Genomic DNA, 17,555 nt, shown 5'->3' with positions numbered 1-17,555 from the left:
GATTAGCCATCGAGTGGCCTTCGACGGCTGGGAAACCTCGCTCCATGATTGCGCCGTAATCGGCCCGGCACATAGTGCCGGCCGGAATATTTGGAGATGTCATCGTTCGGTGACCGCGTAATTGGAGGGTTGCACTCGAGGTTGTGCGCGCTACCTGAAATCTTTTCGACGCGCCTGTCACCCGAACCAGCGCACGCCCGCTCGGCGGTGACTGTGCACGTTCCCTACTGTCGCGGCAAACGCTTCGTGAAGTGTCCAGATACCCGCTCGCGGTGTGGGTTTCGCCGTTTCGCCGGTCCTAGCGTTGGCGCAGTTTCAGACCCGCCGACCAGCACGGCGGGGCTGTGAACCGCAAGAACCGAGAACGAGGGAACGACGTCGTTCCGACCGAAAGGCATCTGATGAAACGAAGTACCTGCGGCCGAACGCTCGGCGCCGCGGCGGTGTCGATCGTATCGGTGCTCGCCATGAGCTTCACCGGTGTCGCGGCCCAGGCGGCACCCGAGCCGGCGGCGACCGAACAGGCCCTGGCGGACCTCATCGCCGCGGGTCGCAAGGCGGCGCCGGTCGCCGGCTCCGGCAGCGCGGGCAGCTCCGGCTCGGCCTGCACCTCCGGGAGCGGCGCGGGTTCGGGCAACGGCTCGGGGGGCTGCTACGGGGGATCCGGAAGCAGTTCCGGGTCCTCGGGCGGATTCGCCAGTGACACAGTCGGTTACGGCCCGCCGATGACGTCGTGGCTGGCCGCGTTCGGCCATGGTCTGCTGAATCCCGATGTCGCCCCACCCGGCGCCAACGACTGGAACTGCAAGCCCACCGCCGAACACCCCCGTCCGGTGGTGATGCTGCACGGTACCTGGATGAACGCCTACAACGGCTACGCCTTCATGGGCCAGCCGATCAAGGACGCCGGCTTCTGCACCTTCACCTTCAACTACGGCCGCGCCAACCTGCTCGAGGGCGGCGGCCTCGGTTCGGTACTGCCCGGCGTCATGGGCACCGGCTACATCTGGGACTCGGCCAAGCAGCTGGCCACCTTCGTCGACCGGGTGCTCGCGGCGACCGGAGCCGACGAGGTCGACATCATCGCCCACTCGCAGGGCGGTGCGATGGCCAACTGGTACACCAAGTTCGAGGGCGGGGCGGCCAAGGTGCAGAACCTCGTCACCTACGGCGCGACCCACCACGGCACCAGCTTGATCGGAATCGGCGCGCTGGGCCGGGCCATCAACAACTTCGGCATCGACATCCTCGGCTTCATCGAGATCTTCGTCGGCCACGCGGGCATCCAGCAGACGATCGGCTCGGAGTTCGTGCAGAGGCTCAACGCCAACGGCGACACCGTGCCCGGCGTGGACTACACCATCGTCGGCACCCGCTACGACGAGATCACCAACCCCTACGACCTGACCTTCCTGCAGGCCGGTCCCGGTGTGAAGGTGGACAACATCACCCTGCAAGACGGCTGCGAGCAGGACGTCTCCGACCATCTCACGATGATGTACTCGCCGCGGGCCCTGTCGATCGCGCTGCGTGCCCTGGACCCGGTGGGTCACCCGCAGCTCGACTGCACCTTCAACCCCTGGCTGATCGGAGGTGGTGGCGCCCTGTGATCTATTGACCGATCGGGCGGTCGGGATGTCGGGCGGGAACCTCGAACCCTCCTGTGCAGGCGCGACCCGACCCCCGGCGCCGAGCCCACCGAGCGGAGTAACGCACGCACTGCCGCCCGGTGGGCTTCGGCGTGGAAATCGGTCTCCTGGGCGTCATCGCATCGGCGGAGGCGATGTCGGCCGACGCGGGATCGAAGGCTGCCGAGCCCACCGCTGCTGGATGCGGCCGTAGCGCCACACCAACAGCGCGAGGGCCCAGGTGACGACGAACAGGCCGACGACGACGTAGCCCATGATGTTCAGGTCGATACCGGTGAGCCAGTCCCAGAAACCACCGGACCAGCCGAGCTGCTCGGCGAGCAGGCCGAGCAGCTCCACGGTGCCGATGAGCAGGGCCACCGCGACCGACAGCGCCGTGACGGTGATGTTGTAGTAGACCTTGCGGACGGGCTTGGCGAAAGCCCACCCGTAGGCGAAGTTCATGAACGTCCCGTCGATGGTGTCCAGCAGGCTCATGCCCGCGGCGAACAGGATCGGCAGGCACAGGATCGCGTACCACGGCAGTCCGGCGGCGGCGCTGGTCCCGGCGAGCACGAGCAACGCGACCTCGGTCGCCGTGTCGAAGCCGACGCCGAAGAGCAGACCCACCGGGTACATCTGCCACGGCTTGGTGACCGCCTTCATCACCGGTCCGAGGAGACGATTCAGCAGTCCCCTTTTGGTGAGCTGATCTTCGAGCGCGGTCTCGTCGTAGTCCCCGGCGCGCACGCGCCGGAAGACGCGCAGGATGCCGATCAGCACGACGATGTTGACGAAGGCGATGAGGTAGAGGAACGCGCCCGAGACCGTGGTGCCGAACAGTCCGGTGTAGTGCTGCAGGCTGGACGAGTCGTCCTCGACGGGTCCGGCGATCGACCTGATTCCGATCGACAGCAGGAAGGCCAGTCCGAAGACGATCGTCGAATGCCCGAGGGAGAAGAAGAATCCGACCGAGAGCGGGCGCTGCCCGTCGCTCATCAGCTTGCGGGTGGTGTTGTCGATCGCGGCGATGTGGTCGGCGTCGAAGGCGTGCCGCAAACCGAGCGTGTAGGCGGTCAGGCCGACGCCGACCCCGAGCGTCTGCGCGCCGATGTCCAGGTTCCGCGGCACGACGAAGGCGATCAGGGTGATCCAGCCGACGAGGTGCAGGGCCGCGATCACCGCGAACATGCCTGCCACGCCGAGCCATTCGGAGCGGGTCAGCGAGTGTCGAACGACGTCGAGGCGGGATCGTCCGGTGCCGGAGGTGACGGTCACGTCCGCTTCAGCCTGTCGTTCGTGACGCGCAACTGACGGGCCGTGCTGTCGGCGAGGTCGCGAACCTGCTCCGGCTCCAGCAGTCCGCACAGCCGATCCCAGTGCAGCGCGACGAGATCGTGCTCGCGCACGTCCGGCGCGGGGGAGTAGCCGTCGATCCACACCGCTACCTGTCGAGCCTCGGGGTGGGACAACGCGAGTCGGCCCCCGTCCCACGACAGGCGGCGGGTCGACACCGTGATCTGGTCGTCCGTGCGAGCCAGAACCGTTCCCCAGGTGATGCGGCAGCTGTCGAGCACGAACAGCGGGTGCTCGCCCCGTCCCAGCAGCCTGGTCCACGGGTAGACGCCGAAGACGTGGAAGCAGTGGTTGGCGGCGGCCTCGGGAACCAGTTCCGTGGTCAGATGCGCCCAGTACTGACCGGCGACTGGACCGATCACCGCCAGGAGTTCCGCCATGAACTCCGCCGGGTCCAGCCGCGCGCCGATTCCCCCTCCGAGCCAATACGATTCGACGAGCCGCCGGTCCAGCGGGTCGGCGATGCCGGTCAGCCGTGCCATGACCCGCAGGTAGGGCCACGCGCCGGAGAACCGGCGCGCCATCGCCCTGACCTCCGCCGTCGGCAAGTCGACCATCGACCCGCTAGCGGCGGGTCCGCAGTAGCCGAGTGCGTTGGGCGCGTGGGCGTATCGGGCGAACATCTCGGTTCCGTCGAGGCCCGCCACGTCCAGTCCGGTGATCGCGCCACCTCCTCTCGCCGCCCCGGCGGAAGCCGAATCACCGCCCATGTCAACAGATTCGCGGCAGTTGTTCGCCCGCGGGTAGGTCGACCACCCGGTTTCCGCCCAGCGCCGTGCGGGCGACCACCATGCCGGGGTGTTCTTCGACGCAGACGCCGATCGCCTCGGCGCGCCCGCCCAGCGGATGCTCGTGCATGGCGGCGAGGACTCGGTCGGCGTCCTCCGGCGCGACGAAGGCGATCAGCTTGCCCTCGTTCGCGACGTACAGCGGGTCCAGACCGAGCAATCCGCAGGCGTCGCGAACCTGCGAGGACACCGGGATCTTCCGTTCGTCCAGCGACACACCGACTTTCGCCACTCCCGCGATCTCGTTGAGCGTCGCGGCCACACCGCCGCGCGTCGGATCCCGCAGGACGTGCACGTCGGCGCCGGTGGCCAGCATCGCCGCGACCAGTCCGTGCAGCGGCGCGGTGTCGCTGCACACCGTGGTGCCGAATTCCAAGCCCTCGCGACAGCTCAGCACCGCCACACCGTGCAGGCCGATCTCCCCACTGACCAAGACCACGTCGCCGGGTCGCGCGCGCTGCGGGCGGATGTCGACGCCGTCGTCGATCAGGCCGATGCCCGCGGTGTTGACGTACACACCGTCGCCGTGACCGGCGTCGACGACTTTGGTGTCGCCGGTGACCAGCTTGACCTCCGCCCCGAGGGCCGCGGTACCCATGGCGGCGGCGATGCGCGCGATATCGGCGAGCGCGGTGCCCTCCTCCAGGATGAAGGCGGTCGACAGCACCATGGGACGGGCGCCGGACATCGCGAGATCGTTGACGGTGCCGTTGACGGCGAGGTCGCCGATCGAACCGCCGGGGAACTCCATCGGCTTCACCACGAACGAATCGGTGGTGAACGCCAGCCGGGCGCCGCCGAGGGTGACCACCGCCGAATCGCCGAACCCCGCTTCGGCGGCCGATCCGAAGGCGGGCAGGAACAGATGCTCGATCAGCTCGCCCGACATCGCACCGCCGCCGCCGTGCCCCATCACGATGTTCGGCGAATCCCGCAGCGGCATCGGGCAGACCCAGCTGCCCATGTCGACGCGCGCGGGCGCGGGCGACCCGGTCTCGTCAAGCATGAGCGACCTCCGCGGGTAGGTCGAGCCGCCGGTACAGGTAGTAGGCGGCGCACGCGCCCTCGGACGAGACCATGGTGGCGCCCAGAGGATTTCGTGGCGTGCACTCCTTGCCGAAGGCCGCGCACTCGTGCGGCTTGATCAGGCCCTGCAGCACCTCGCCGGACCGGCAGATCGAGGACTCCTCGGTGTGCAGCGCGTCGACGGCGAACCGCTGTTCGGCGTCGTAGTCGCGGTACCGCTCCGACAGTCGCCAGCCGCTGCGCGGAATGACGCCGATGCCGCGCCAGGCCCGGTCGGTGATCTCGAAGACGTCCTCGAGCATCGCCTTGGCGGCCGGATTGCCCGCCGCGGCCACCGCGCGCGGGTAGGCGTTCTCCACCTCGTGGCGTCCGGCCTCGAGCTGGATCACCGTGCGGCGGATGCCCTCCAGGATGTCGAGCGGCTCGAAGCCGGTGACCACCACCGGAACCCGGTACTTCTCGGCCATCGGTGGATACTCGCCGGTGCCCATGACGGTGCACACGTGACCGGCGGCGAGGAACCCCTGGACCCGGCAATCGGGCGACTCCATGATCGCGGCGATGGCGGGCGGCACCAGCACGTGCGAGACGAGCAGGGAAAAGTTCCGCACGCCGAGCCGCTTGGCCTGGTACACGGTCATCGCGTTGGCGGGCGCGGTGGTCTCGAAGCCGATGCCGAAGAACACCACCTGCCGGTCCGGATTCGCGCGCGCCAGCTCGAGCGCGTCGAGCGGTGAGTAGACCACGCGCACGTCGCCGCCTTCGCTCTTGACGCGGAACAGATCTTTGGAACTGCCGGGTACCCGCAGCATGTCGCCGAACGAACAGAAGATCACTCCGGGCCGGGCGGCGATCTCGAGCGCCTTGTCGATCACCTCGAGCGGGGTGACACAGACCGGGCAACCCGGGCCGTGGATCATCTCGATCTGGTCGGGCAGCAGCTGATCGATACCGTGCCGGATGATCGAATGAGTCTGTCCGCCACAGACTTCCATGATCGACCACCGTCTGTTCGTCGCGCCGCGGATCCGGTCGAGCAGGACCTTGGCCAGTTCTGGATCGCTGAATTCATCGAGGTACTTCACGACGTCACCTCCGGATCGTCTCGCTGCTCGGTCGTTTCGGGGTTCTCGACTCCCGCCTGTTTCGCGGCGATGGCGAAACCGTCGCCGAACTCTTCGTTGAGCACCCCGAGGCGTTCGAACTCGGCCAGGGTCTGTAGCGCGGACTGCTCGTCCAGGCGCTGAATCGCGAATCCGACGTGGACGACGACGTAGTCGCCGACCGCCGCGTCGGGGATGTATTGCAGACACACATCTTTGTGCACGCCGCCGAAATCGACGGTCGACATCAGCGTGCCGTCCCGTTCGTGCAGGCTGAGCACCTTTCCTGGGACTGCCAGGCACATCGTCGCTTCTCCTTCCGCTCATCCCGCTCCGATGGCGAGTAGCTGGCCGAACGCGAGGCCGCCGTCGTTCGGTGGCAGCCTGCGATGGCAGAGGACTTCGAAGCCCTTCTTCTGTAACAGTTTTCGAGTCGTCGAGAGCAGCAGGGCATTCTGGAACACCCCGCCGGACAGGGCGACGGGCGTGGACGCGGCTCCGTATCCGACGGCGAGGTCGAGGATCAGGCGCGCGACCGCCGCGTGGAAGCGCGCACCGACGACCTCGGGCGAGACCCCGGCCCGCACATCGGCGACGACCGCGGCGATCACCGCGCCAGGTTCGATGGCGGTGGCGCCGCGACCGCGCGGGTCGTCGTTCGCCGGGATGACGAACGCGTAGCCGCGCGCACCGGGATCCGCGCCGCGAGCGAGTCCCTCCAGTTCGATCGCCGCCTGGGCCTCGTAGTCGACCTCGTGGCGCACTCCGGCCAGCGACGAGACCGCGTCGAAGAGCCTGCCCATGCTCGAGGTCGGGACGCAGCCGAAGCCGGTATCCAGTTGGTGCGCCAGCACTGTGCGCTCCTCGGCCGGGCACGCCCGCACCGCGGGGATGTCCTCGGTCCAGTCGATTCCGGCGGCGCGCAGATGCGCCAGCGCCATGCGGTACGGCCGTCGCACGCTCAGGTCGCCGCCGGCGAGGGGCACGTAGCGCAGATGCGCGAGCCGCCGGTAGCCCTTGTATCCCGCGGCGAGCACCTCGGCGCCCCAGATCGCCGCGTCCGGCCCGAAACCCGTTCCGTCGAAGGCGATTCCGAGCACCGTCGCGGCGGGGTCCAGGCCGTGCTCGCCCATCACCGCCGCGATATGGGCGTGGTGGTGCTGCACCGTCCGCAGTGGGCGCCCGTCGGCGTGTTGTTCGGCCCATGCGGTGGACCGGTAGCGCGGGTGCGCGTCGGCGGCCAACTGGATCGGCCGCACGGCGGTGAGCTCTTCGAGATGGCGCTCGGCCTCGGTGAACGCGCGCAGCGTCGCCAGGTCGTCCATGTCGCCGATGTGCTGGCTCAGCCACGCGTAGCGGCCGTCGGCCACCGCGCAGGTGTTCTTCAGATCCGCGCCGACCGCCAGTGTCGGCGGCATCGGCGTCGGCAGGGCCAAAGGCATCGGCGCGTACCCGCGCGAGCGGCGTACCGGCAGTTCGACGCCGTCGACCAGCCGCACCACCGAATCGTCGCAGGGCACCACGATGCGCCGGTTGTGCGTGAGCCACGCGTCGGCGAGGCCCGCGAGGCGCTCGCGCGCGTCGGCGTCGTCGTAGCAGATCGGCTCGCCGCCGAGGTTGCCCGAGGTCATCACCAATGCCCGCGGTCCGGGCGGGTCGCCGGGCAGCCCGAACAGCAGCAGATGCAACGGCGAGTAGGCGATCATCACGCCGAGATCGGGATTGCGCGGGGCCACCGATCGGGCCGGAGCCGGGAATGCCTCGGCGGCAGCGGATTCGGGCTCCGCACGCCGCGGCAGCAAGACGATCGGCCGGGCGGGGCCGGTCAGCAGCTCGGCGGCGGCCGCGTCGACCTCGACGATCGCCCGTGCGGTCGTCAGGTCCGGCACCATCAGCGCGAACGGCTTGTCGCCGCGCCGTTTCCGGCGACGCAGCTCGGCGACGGCGGCCTCGTTCGCCGCGTCGCAGGCCAGGTGGTAACCACCGATGCCCTTGACCGCGAGAATTCCACCGTGCCGCAACAACTCTCGGGAGGCCGCGATCGGGTCTCCCGCGCCGGGGCCGGTGTAGCCGAGCGTGGGGCCGCAGGCGGGACAGGCGATCGGCTGCGCGTGGAAGCGGCGATCGGCGGGGTCGGCGTACTCGCGCGCGCACGCCGCGCACATGGGGAACTCGGCCATCGACGTCCGGTCCCGGTCGTAGGGCAGACTCGCGATGATGGTGAATCGCGGGCCGCAGTTGGTGCAGTTCACGAAGGGATGCCGGTAGCGGCGATCGGCCGGATCGCGCAGTTCGGCGGCGCACTCGGCGCAGATCGCCACGTCGGGCGAGGCCAGCGTGCGGCCCGCGCCGTCGCGCGTGGTGTCGGCGATGTGGAACCCGGTGCCGCCGCGCACCGGTATCTCGGTCGTCTCGACGGATTCGACGACGGCCAGCGGTGGCGGCCGGTGGCGGACGCGGCGCTCGAACTCGTCGAGATCGCGCGCGGCGCCCTCGATCTCGACGATCACGCCGGAGCTGTCGTTGGACACGCGACCGGCCAGCGACAGTTCGGCGGCGGTGGTGTAGACGAAAGGCCGGAATCCGACACCCTGCACCACGCCGCGGACCAGGATCCGCCGCCGGGTTCGCGCCGCGGTCACGGTTCCTCCCCGCGCCCCAGCAGTCGCAGCCCCGCGAGCGCCTCGGCGGCGCCCGCTTCGTCGGTCCGCTCGACCGCGAAACCCATGTGGATGATGACCCACTCGCCGGGGCGGACCGGGCCGTCGTCGAGCATGCCGATGTTCACTTTGCGCGTCTGACCCGAGACGTCCACCAGGGCGACCTGATCGTGGTAGCCCTCGGCCATCTGCACGACCCGGCCCGGAATCCCGAGGCACATCGTTCACACCTCCTGTCGGCTGAGCAGGTCCGCCAATACCGAACCGACCGCGGCCGCGGCGGGCGCGACGGCCGCCTCGACCGGCTCGGTGAGGCCGATCCCCTCGGCGACCGAGCCGACCTGACAGCCGACGATCACCGTCGGCGGCACCGTGCCGCCCAGCGTCCGCACCATCGAGAACACGGCCTCGGGATCCATGGCGTGGGCGTCGAGCCGGGCGCCGGAGTGCTCCGCGTGCTCGGCGCGGAACACTTCGACCCGGCCCGGCGCGCCCCGACCGGGCAGCGCGTCGACGAGCACCAGCGCGTCCCAGTCGTTCAGCAGGTCGTAGGCGAGGTGCATGCCTCGAATGCCGTAGTCGGCGACGCGCACGTCCGCCGCGGTGGGGGCGGGCAGCCGCCGCACCACCGCCGGGCCGAATCCGTCGTCGCCGAGGAAGATGTTCCCGATCCCGGCGACCAGCACCTTCGTCGTCGTGTCACCCCTGTTCGTCGGTCGGCGTCGGCGTCGTCGCGCCGCCGACATCGGCGCCCTCCACCTCGCCCGCGGCCGTCTCACCCGGCCGGTTCGCGGTGTCCTTGCGGTCGTCGTAGGGCGGGACGGCCGGCTCGGCGTCGCTGCCCGGCGTCGTGGTGAATTCGGTCTTGCGCTCGGGGCGCTCGCCTTCGGCCGAGGTCAGCTCCTCGTGCCCGATGTCGCCAGGTTCGCGGTCCGTCGGACCGCCGGCGACCGTGTCCGAACCGGTGTCGCGCGAGCCAGGCGCTCCGCGTGCCGACTGCGGCTCTTCTTTCCTCTCACCCATGGCTTGTCCTCACCTTCGCTACATGTTGCGGATCCGGAAATAGCGCCGGATGTCCGGTATCGACCGCACCCCGACGACCGTGAGAACACCTCCGATCACTGCGGCGAGTGCGATCGCGACTACTCCCACCGTGTCCATGGCCGACTCTCCTTTCATTCGTCTCGTCCTTCCTCGGAAGGCCCGTCGATCGGCTCGATCTCGTCGGGCGCGAAGTAGAGGTAGCGGCCATACCACTCGTGCAGGTCGGCGGCCGGGTCGTTCTCGACGACGACTCCGACGTGCACGTCGCCGTCGACGTCCTCGTGCACCGACACCACCCGCGCGAGCTCGCCGTCGTAGAACAGATCGTGGGCGTCGGCGCGCCGCGCCGGGCGCAGACGTACCCGGCTGCCTCGGCTGACCAGCACGCCCGCGACGGCGACCGCGTCGGCATCGGGACGAACGGCGTTGTCGGCCAACGGGTCCCACCAGTCGACACCGTCCGGCACCTCGGGCAGCACGCGCGGCGGGTTCGCCGGTTCGCGCAGCACGCCGTGCAGCCGGTTCAGCTGGTCGGCCGTGGTGGCGTCGCAGCGGTCGACGATCCGCGCCGCGAGCGGATCCGTGGCGCGGGCCTGCTCTTTCTCCTCGTCGGTCATGCCCATCACGCGCAGGGTCAGGATCTCGTCGATCTCGGTCGCGTCGAACAACGGGCCCTCGCTCTGTTCGGCGATCTCCGGGTGGTCGTAGAGGATGATCGGTGAGATCAGCAGCAGACCATGGTCGCCGGGCGGCCCGGCGAGGACCGGGAAGCAGCGGTGCCTGTCGCACTGTTCGACCGCCGCGGCCGCTTCGGGCGGCGGCTCCAGCAGCGATACGAACTCGCCGCCGTCGAGTTCGGCGATCACATGCGTGCCCAGCAGCGAGTGCGCGAGGGCATCGTCGGAGTTCGGCTGGGCGGCGGCGCAATTGCGCACCGTGATCGTGACGCGGTGACAACCGGGCAGCTCGTCGACCGATACCTCGACCCGGCCGTCGAGCGGCCGCCGGGTGCGCACCAGCCGTCCCGCGACAGCGCCCGCGGCGTCGTGCACGTCCTCGGCGTCGACGCCGCCCGGGACGGACACATCGAACACGATGTCCGCCAGCGGGATCGGCCCGCGCTCGATCTCGTGCTCGACCGCCTCGTCCCAGCTGATCAGCATGCGCCCGCCGACATCGAGTTCGGCCACCGGAGTTCCGTGGCGATCTTCGACGGTGCGCCGCTGTAATTGCAGGAACCGGACGCTCAGGACGAGCGTGCAGTCACCGTCGGCGATGACCGGGAACTGTGCGCGCAGCATCGAATCCTCACCGAGACCGGCGTGCGCCGCGCCCTCGGGACCGAGGACGCCGAATTGCCAGCGGCACTGGTTCTTTCGCGCGTTCGCCCGGTACGGGTACAGCAGGTAGCCCTCGTACAGGACTGCGTCGGCGACCGCCCGCGCCCTGGCGCGCGCGGACCGGACCGAGCGAGGGGTGCTCACGTCGACTCCTGGGCCGAGGCGAGCAGCTTGGTCACCGCGTCGTCGTAGCCGAGGAGCCCGCGCTCGTGCTTGTAGGCCGACAGGGCGTCGAGCGTCTCGCGGGACAGCCGGATCCAGCCGGAGTTGGGGAAGTGCGCGGCCATCAGGTCGTGCCACACCGAGACCGGCATGTCGAACTTGTCCTCGCGATCCCACGGCACCTGCTGCACCGCGAAACCGCCCGCGCCCCTGATGAACACGGTGCCGCTGAACAGGAACAGCAACGGCACTGTGCCCTCGCGCAGCGCGTGCAGGTACTTCGATCCCGCGACCTCGAAGTCGTAGGTGCACGGCAACGGCAGATCCACCTCCGCGCCGCCGGTGAACCCGGGAATCGTTGTCGCGCAGTGCATCCAGAGGAACGATCGCTGCGTGTCGTGCCACCGTTCCCGTGCGCCGAAGAGGTCGGTGAGCCCCGCCGCCTCCTCGTCGGTGTAGGAACGGCGGCGCGGTTCGATCCTGACCTGCGCGCGCAGCGCGATGGCGTGCACGGGCTCCTCGTGCAGCGCCGCGATCCCGACGCGCGCCGACAGCGTCGGCGTCGCCGAGTACGGTTCGGGCCGGATGTCCAGGACGCCGAAGGTGATCGAGTAGGCCGGGCTCATCGCGCGCCCCTCTCGGTTCGCGCCCGCGCCGACATCGTGGTGAAGAACTCCTCGATGTAGTGGTGCGCCTCCTGGCCGCCGTCGAACCCGCGCCACAGCAACCGCATCCGGCCGACGAACTCGTAGCAGGCGTCGATGGGCAACAACAGGCAGGCCCTGGGGCAGCCGCGGTGCGGCATGCGGATCAGCAAAGCCTCGACATCGTCGGCCGCGATATCGATCTCCGGGTGCCGGTCCAGGATCGCGCGCCAGCGCGGCAAGGGCAGTTCGGACTCGGTCGCGCCCGCGGGGCTCGGATAGAACGCGACGGTGCGCTCGAGCGTCGAATTGCGGAAGAAGAAGGCCAGACCGACCGGGATCTCGAGCGAGTCCCACTCGTCCTGGTCGATGACCACGTCCGGGAACGACAGGTAGCGGTCCGGCACCGCGCGGTACCGCAATGCGGCGGTCTGGTCGGTGAACAGCAGATAGCAGCCGCGGCAGACGCACATCAGCTGTCTGCCTTCGATATTCACCACGTGCTGGTGGGCTTCGCCGATCGGGTCCGCGCACATCTCGCAGCGCTCGCCCGCCGGTGCGGGCGGTCGCGGCGCGGTCAGGCGGCGCAACACGCCGAACGCCGAGGTCATCCGGGCACCTCCGCGGGCACCGCCACCGACAGCTCACCGGAGCGCACCAGCACCGGCAGCGGTTCGAGGTGCCCGTCGCCGTCGACCCGCGCACCGGCGTGCACCGCGTCGAAATGCGCGCCGCACGCCGGGCAGCGCAGCACGGCGTCGCCCACGGGGAAGCCCAGGCGTCGGTGCAGGACCGCGCCCGCCATCGAACGACCGCAGGCGCCGCACCGGTCGCGGTAGACGAACAGTTCGTCGCCGACCCGGCAGGCCAGCACCGGGACACCGGCCACCGCGAACCCGCCGACTTCACCCGCCCCGATCGCCGCCAGTTCGGGGACGGCGATCCAGCTGCCGGACTGCGGGCCGTGCACGCGCGCGAACAACGACTCCGCCGCGATCACCCCCGAGCCCGTCTCCGCGGCCGCCGCGACCACCTCGATCGCCTCGATCTCGGGCGCGGCGGCGCGCACCGCGTCCTCCACGGCCAATTCCAGCGTCACCGACGACGACGGGCAGGTGCGGCAACTGCCCGCCAGCTCGAGCCGCACGATCCCGTCCTCGATCTCGATCAGCGAGACGTCGCCGCCGTGCGAACCGAGGTAGGGCCGCACGCTGTCGAGCGCGGTGCGCACCCGCGTCGCCACGTCGTGCGGGTGCAGCCCGTGCACGAGCAGCAGACTCGCGATCAGGTCGTCCCCGGCCAGACGTTCGAGCGCCGCGTCGTCGAGCATGCCGACGATGCGCTCGAGGCCCGCGCCGTAGAGATCGGCGACCTCGCGGACCAATTCCTCGGCCCGCTCCCTGGCCGCGACGCCGCCCACCGAACTCGATTCGAGCAGCGTTTCGATGCGTTCGCCCGCACCGCGCCAGCGATCGTCGTCGACTGCTGCCTCGCCGTGTCCGTTTCCCATCTCCCGCTGCGGGCGCGCCATCCGCTACTCCGGGGTCAGCGTCTGGGCGGGGGAGTGCACTTTCTCCAGCGTCTTTCCCTTGCCGAGATACATGTGCACGCCGCACGGCAGGCACGGATCGAAACTGCGCACGGTGCGCATGATGTCGATGCCCTTGAAATTCTCGCGGTTGTTCTCCTCGAAGATCGCCTGGCCCTGCACCGCGTCCTCGTAGGGGCCCGGTGTGCCGAAGCTGTCGCGCGGGCTGGCGTTCCACGGCGTCGGCGGATACGGGTGGTAGTTGGCGATCTTGCCGTCCCTGATCACCATGTGATGGGAGAGGACGCCGCGTACGGCTTCGGTGAAACCGCACCCGATGCTCTCCTCGGGCACCTCGAACGGCTCCCAGGTCTTGGTGTGCCCGGCCCGGATCTCCTCGATGGCCTTCTCGGCGAAGTGCAGGGCGCAGGCCGCCGCGTAAGCCTGGAAGTAGGTGCGGGCGCGGTCGCGTTCGATGGTGTTGCTACCGACGGACGGAATCTTCCATTCGAGTTCGACCGGCCCCTTCAGTGCGGTCTTGGGCAGGTTGATCTGCACACTGTGCCCGGTCGACTTCACGTAGCCGATGTCGACCAGGCCGGCCAGCGCCGTGGACCACAGCCGTGCCAGCGGTCCGCCGCCGGTGTCCAGCGCCAAGTGGTCGGTGCCGTCGAACCAGCGCGGCGACATCACCCAGCTGTACTTGTCCTCCAAGTCGCGCTTCTGCGGCCTGGGGTTGGTGTGCTGGTTCCACGGGTGGCGCCGATCCACCGGATTGCCCAGCGGATCGGTCTTCACGAATGTCTCCTGGTCGGTCCAGTCGTCGTAATACGAACTGCCCAGCAGGATTCGGATGCCGAGGTTGATGTCGACCAGGCTGGTCGTGAGCAGTTTCCCGTCCACCACCACACCGGGAGTCACGAACATCTTGCGACCCCAGTCCTCCATGTCCTTGTAGGAGAAGTTGCAGAACTCGGGATCCTGGAACGAACCCCAGCAGCCGAGCAACGTGCGGCGCAGACCGACCTTGTCGTAGCCGGGCAGTGCCTCGTAGAAGAAGTCGAACAGATCGTCGTGCATCGGCACGGCCTTCTTCATGAACTCCACGTACCGCATCAGACGCGTCATGTAGTCGGTCATCAGCTGGATGGTGGCGACGGTGCCGACACCGCCCGGATACAGCGTCGACGGATGCACGTGCCTGCCCTCCATGAGGCAGAACATCTCGCGGGTGTACCGGCTGACTTGCAGCGCCTCGCGGTAGAACTCGCCGCTGAACGGGTTCAGCGCCCGCATGATGTCGGCGATCGTCCGGTATCCGTGGCTTTCCGCGTGCGGCGCCTCGGTGCGCTCGGCGCGGGCGAGTACGCCGGGATTGGTCTCGGAGACCATCTTCTCGCAGAAGTCCACGCCGACCAGGTTCTCCTGGAAGATGTTGTGGTCGAACATGTACTCGGCCGCTTCGCCGAGGTTGACCAGCCACTCGCCCAAGTGCGGCGGCTGCACGCCGTAGGCCATGTTCTGGCAGTAACACGAACAGGTGGCGTGGTTGTCGCCGCAGATGCCGCAGATGCGACTGGTGATGAAGTGCGCGTCGCGCGGATCCTTGCCCTTCATGAAGATCGAGTAGCCGCGGAAGATCGACGAGGTGCTGTGACACTCCACGACCTGCTGATTCTCGAAATCGATCTTGGTGTAGATACCCAAGCTGCCGACGATCCGGGTGATCGGATCCCACGCCATCTCCACGAGGGCGTTCGGGTCGATCGTGCGGTGTGACGGCTCCGGAATGATCTGAGTCATCGAAGTCCTCCTACCAGGTGCGCGTCGCGCCGGTTTCCAGCTTCTCGCCGCGGTGCCGCCAGCGCGGCTCCTTGTCCACGGTGCGGCCGGTGACCGAGCGCAGGCTGCGGATCACCGACCCGTACAGTCCAGAGGCCGCCGAGGAGAATTTGCCGCCGGGCGGTTCGTCCATGAACGGCATGAACTTGTCCGGGAAACCGGGCATGGTGCAGCCGATGCAAATACCGCCGACGTTGGGGCAGCCGCCGACGCCGTTGATCCAACCGCGCTTGGGCACATTGCATTTCACGACCGGACCCCAGCAGCCGAGCTTCACGATGCACTTCGGCGATCCGTACTCGGTGGCGAAGTCGCCCTGCTCGTAGTACCCGGCGCGATCGCATCCCTCGTGGACGGTCGCGGCGAACAGCCACTTGGGCCGCAGCGCGTCGTCGAGCGGGATCATCGGCGCCTGGCCGGTGGCCATGTAGAGCAAGTAGGTCAGGGTCTCGGAGAGGTTGTCCGGGTGGATCGGGCACCCCGGCACACAGACGATGGGAATGTCGGCCTTGCTCCGCCACTCCCAGCCGAGGTAGTCCGGCACGCCCATCGCCCCGGTCGGGTTGCCCGCCATGGCGTGGATGCCGCCGTAGGTGGCGCAGGTACCGGCGGCCACGATGGCGGTGGCTTTCGGGGCGAGGCGATCCAGCCACTCGCTGGTCGTCATCGGCTGGCCGGTCTCGGGGTTGTTGCCGAACCCGCACCAGTAACCCTCGGTTTTGAGTTGCTCGTTGGGGATCGATCCCTCGACCACGAGGACGAACGGTTCGAGTTCGCCGCGGTCGGCGCGGAAGAACCATTCCAGGAAATCGTCGGCCCCACCGTTGGGACCGCATTCGAAATCGATCAGCGGCCAATGGACGGCAACCTTGGGGAGACCGGGGAGCGAACCCAGGGCGATCTCCTCGATGCTGGGCTGGGAGGCGGCAGTCAGCGCCACCGAGTCACCGTCACAACTGAGGCCGGCGTTGATCCAGAGAACGTGGATCAGCGTTTCTTCGGCTTTGACTGCTTCCTTAGTCGGCATGAGATGCCACCTTTCGAAGCTGGAGCGCCGCACAGGCTTCTGATTCAGAAAACCGTCCGGAATGTGACACTCGTCACGTCAGTCTAGGCGGGGCTGGAGGCTTCCTCAAGGGACGCCGACGGCGGCGACATCTGTCCGGAAAGCCATGTGTACCAGCTCGGCAAGCCCTCGCCGGTGATCGCGGAGACCGGCATGATCGGCACGCCGGGATTGATCGAGTGCGCGTATTCGGCGCACCGGTCCAGATCGAAATCGACGTAGGGAATCAGGTCGATTTTGTTGACCAACACCAATCCGGCCGCGGCGAACATGTGCGGATATTTCAGCGGTTTGTCCGTGCCCTCGGTCACCGAGAACACCACGACCTTGGCGAGCTCGCCCAAATCGAACAGCGCGGGGCAGACCAAATTGCCGACATTCTCGATGAACAGCAGCGTGCCCGGCGCGGGATCGAGCTCGTCCAGGGCATACCGCATCATTTCGGCATCGAGATGGCAACCGGCTCCGGTATTGACCTGCACGACCCGGCACCCCGTCGCCTTGATTCGCTGGGCGTCGAGCAGCGTCTCCTGATCGCCCTCGACGACCGCGACCGGGCGATCGCTGAGATCGCGGATGGTCCGCTCGAGCAGCGTCGTCTTACCGGCTCCCGGCGAGCTGGTGACATTGAGCGCCACGATGCCGCCGCGCCGCAGCCGTTCTCTGTTGTGCTGGGCCAGCCGGTCGTTCTTGGCCAGCACCTTCTGCTCCAACGTCACCGTTTCGGTGATCGGCACGTGCACGTGATCCGCGTGCTCGTGGCCGTGCGCGTCGTCGTGCTCGTGGCCGTGGTGGTGGCCGTGCGCGTGCTGGTGGTCGGGGTCGTGCCGGTGGTCGGGGTCGTGCTCGTGCGGGTGGTCACGCAGGACCGTGATCATGGCTGTCGAGTCGCCGCATCCGCAGGTCGCGCACATGGTTCGCTCACTTCCATCGTTCGGATTCGAAGCTCCCGCCCGGACCTGATCTCGACGTCGGCGCTACCGCACGGACACAGCAGGATCAGGTCGACGAGGGCGAACTCGGCGCCGCAGGAGCGGCAGATCGCGGCGCCGGGCACGGTCTGCACGACCAGCTCGGCGCCGTCCGCCACGGTCTCCTCGGTCGCCAGCTCGAAGCAGAACCGCATCGCCTCGGGCACAATCGCGCACAGCGCGCCGACCTCTACGGTGACGCTGTGCACCCGTCGTCCCGCCGCATGCTCACACACGGCGTCGACGACACTTCGAGTTATCGCCATTTCGTGCATCGTGGCCTCGGCTTTTGGGATATGACCCTTATCGAGGCTACTCCGTGGCACATGGGGCGGAGTCGTATCGGAGAATCCGTTCGCTCGACCGGCGGTATGGTGGCGGATCGGCGAATCGATAG

18 protein-coding genes are annotated in these 17,555 nt (G+C 68.6%); 1 reads left to right on the top strand and 17 read right to left on the bottom strand.

From position 1 onward, the window contains the following. The first annotated feature begins 401 nt into the window (after positions 1-401). Complete coding sequence (locus ABZV58_RS30065) at positions 402-1,610, top strand: alpha/beta fold hydrolase (RefSeq protein ID WP_355003558.1); 1,209 nt, start codon at positions 402-404, stop codon at positions 1,608-1,610. A 153-nt stretch (positions 1,611-1,763) separates the two neighbouring features. Here the strand turns inward: ABZV58_RS30065 and ABZV58_RS30060 are convergent, their stop codons facing one another. The 17 genes from ABZV58_RS30060 to ABZV58_RS29980 all read right to left on the bottom strand — a co-directional run bounded on the left by ABZV58_RS30060 (position 1,764) and on the right by ABZV58_RS29980 (position 17,433). Then, complete coding sequence (locus tag ABZV58_RS30060) at positions 1,764-2,906, bottom strand: HoxN/HupN/NixA family nickel/cobalt transporter (RefSeq protein ID WP_355003557.1); 1,143 nt, start codon at positions 2,904-2,906, stop codon at positions 1,764-1,766. After that, a complete protein-coding gene (locus ABZV58_RS30055) occupies positions 2,903-3,607 on the bottom strand; it encodes a DUF6390 family protein (protein ID WP_355003726.1) in 705 nt (234 codons plus the stop codon). The genes ABZV58_RS30060 and ABZV58_RS30055 overlap by 4 nt, the downstream gene beginning before the upstream one ends. An 88-nt stretch (positions 3,608-3,695) precedes the next feature. Next, entirely contained in the window at positions 3,696-4,778 is a 1,083-nt protein-coding gene (hypE, locus tag ABZV58_RS30050; RefSeq protein WP_355003556.1) for a hydrogenase expression/formation protein HypE, read from the bottom strand. After that, positions 4,771-5,883, bottom strand: a complete 1,113-nt coding sequence (hypD, locus tag ABZV58_RS30045) for a hydrogenase formation protein HypD (RefSeq protein WP_355003555.1) — start codon at positions 5,881-5,883, stop codon at positions 4,771-4,773. Before hypD ends, hypE begins: the two co-directional genes overlap by 8 nt. Continuing rightward, positions 5,880-6,206, bottom strand: coding sequence for a HypC/HybG/HupF family hydrogenase formation chaperone (locus ABZV58_RS30040; protein ID WP_141811080.1), 327 nt, complete (start codon positions 6,204-6,206; stop codon positions 5,880-5,882). Before ABZV58_RS30040 ends, hypD begins: the two co-directional genes overlap by 4 nt. A gap of 18 nt (positions 6,207-6,224) precedes the next feature. Further along, positions 6,225-8,543 carry a carbamoyltransferase HypF gene (hypF, locus tag ABZV58_RS30035; protein WP_355003554.1) on the bottom strand — a complete coding sequence of 773 codons (2,319 nt, stop codon included), beginning with the start codon at positions 8,541-8,543 and terminating at the stop codon, positions 6,225-6,227. Next, the gene (locus tag ABZV58_RS30030) at positions 8,540-8,782 is read right to left on the bottom strand and encodes a HypC/HybG/HupF family hydrogenase formation chaperone (protein ID WP_355003553.1); all 243 of its coding nucleotides are present in this window, start codon (positions 8,780-8,782) and stop codon (positions 8,540-8,542) included. Before ABZV58_RS30030 ends, hypF begins: the two co-directional genes overlap by 4 nt. Positions 8,783-8,785: 3 nt before the next feature. Next, entirely contained in the window at positions 8,786-9,307 is a 522-nt protein-coding gene (locus tag ABZV58_RS30025; protein ID WP_355003552.1) for a hydrogenase maturation protease, read from the bottom strand. Next, positions 9,261-9,584 (bottom strand): hypothetical protein, encoded by a 324-nt coding sequence (locus tag ABZV58_RS30020; RefSeq protein ID WP_355003551.1) that lies wholly within the window; start codon positions 9,582-9,584, stop codon positions 9,261-9,263. The genes ABZV58_RS30025 and ABZV58_RS30020 overlap by 47 nt, the downstream gene beginning before the upstream one ends. A 152-nt stretch (positions 9,585-9,736) precedes the next feature. Continuing rightward, a complete protein-coding gene (locus ABZV58_RS30015; RefSeq protein ID WP_355003550.1) occupies positions 9,737-11,089 on the bottom strand; it encodes a hypothetical protein in 1,353 nt (450 codons plus the stop codon). Beyond that, complete coding sequence (locus ABZV58_RS30010; RefSeq protein ID WP_355003549.1) at positions 11,086-11,733, bottom strand: DUF6084 family protein; 648 nt, start codon at positions 11,731-11,733, stop codon at positions 11,086-11,088. Before ABZV58_RS30010 ends, ABZV58_RS30015 begins: the two co-directional genes overlap by 4 nt. Beyond that, on the bottom strand, positions 11,730-12,362 hold the full coding sequence (locus ABZV58_RS30005) for a DUF5947 family protein (RefSeq protein WP_355003548.1): 633 nt from the start codon (positions 12,360-12,362) through the stop codon (positions 11,730-11,732). Before ABZV58_RS30005 ends, ABZV58_RS30010 begins: the two co-directional genes overlap by 4 nt. After that, positions 12,359-13,282: a NifU family protein gene (locus ABZV58_RS30000; protein WP_355003547.1), complete on the bottom strand. Its 924-nt coding sequence runs from the start codon at positions 13,280-13,282 to the stop codon at positions 12,359-12,361. Before ABZV58_RS30000 ends, ABZV58_RS30005 begins: the two co-directional genes overlap by 4 nt. Before the next feature lie 3 nt (positions 13,283-13,285). Next, positions 13,286-15,082: a nickel-dependent hydrogenase large subunit gene (locus ABZV58_RS29995; RefSeq protein WP_355003546.1), complete on the bottom strand. Its 1,797-nt coding sequence runs from the start codon at positions 15,080-15,082 to the stop codon at positions 13,286-13,288. 10 nt (positions 15,083-15,092) lie between these two features. After that, entirely contained in the window at positions 15,093-16,148 is a 1,056-nt protein-coding gene (locus ABZV58_RS29990) for a hydrogenase expression protein HypE (RefSeq protein WP_355003545.1), read from the bottom strand. Positions 16,149-16,231: 83 nt separating this feature from the next. After that, the gene (hypB, locus tag ABZV58_RS29985) at positions 16,232-17,101 is read right to left on the bottom strand and encodes a hydrogenase nickel incorporation protein HypB (protein ID WP_355003544.1); all 870 of its coding nucleotides are present in this window, start codon (positions 17,099-17,101) and stop codon (positions 16,232-16,234) included. After that, on the bottom strand, positions 17,062-17,433 hold the full coding sequence (locus ABZV58_RS29980) for a hydrogenase maturation nickel metallochaperone HypA (protein ID WP_355003543.1): 372 nt from the start codon (positions 17,431-17,433) through the stop codon (positions 17,062-17,064). The genes hypB and ABZV58_RS29980 overlap by 40 nt, the downstream gene beginning before the upstream one ends. Positions 17,434-17,555 lie beyond the last annotated feature (122 nt).

It is taken from the genome of Nocardia sp. NPDC004654, from assembly GCF_040609595.1.
In the GTDB taxonomy this organism is placed as follows: domain Bacteria; phylum Actinomycetota; class Actinomycetes; order Mycobacteriales; family Mycobacteriaceae; genus Nocardia.
Note: the sequence above shows the minus strand (reverse complement) of the source record. Positions and strands in the feature narration are given on the sequence as shown.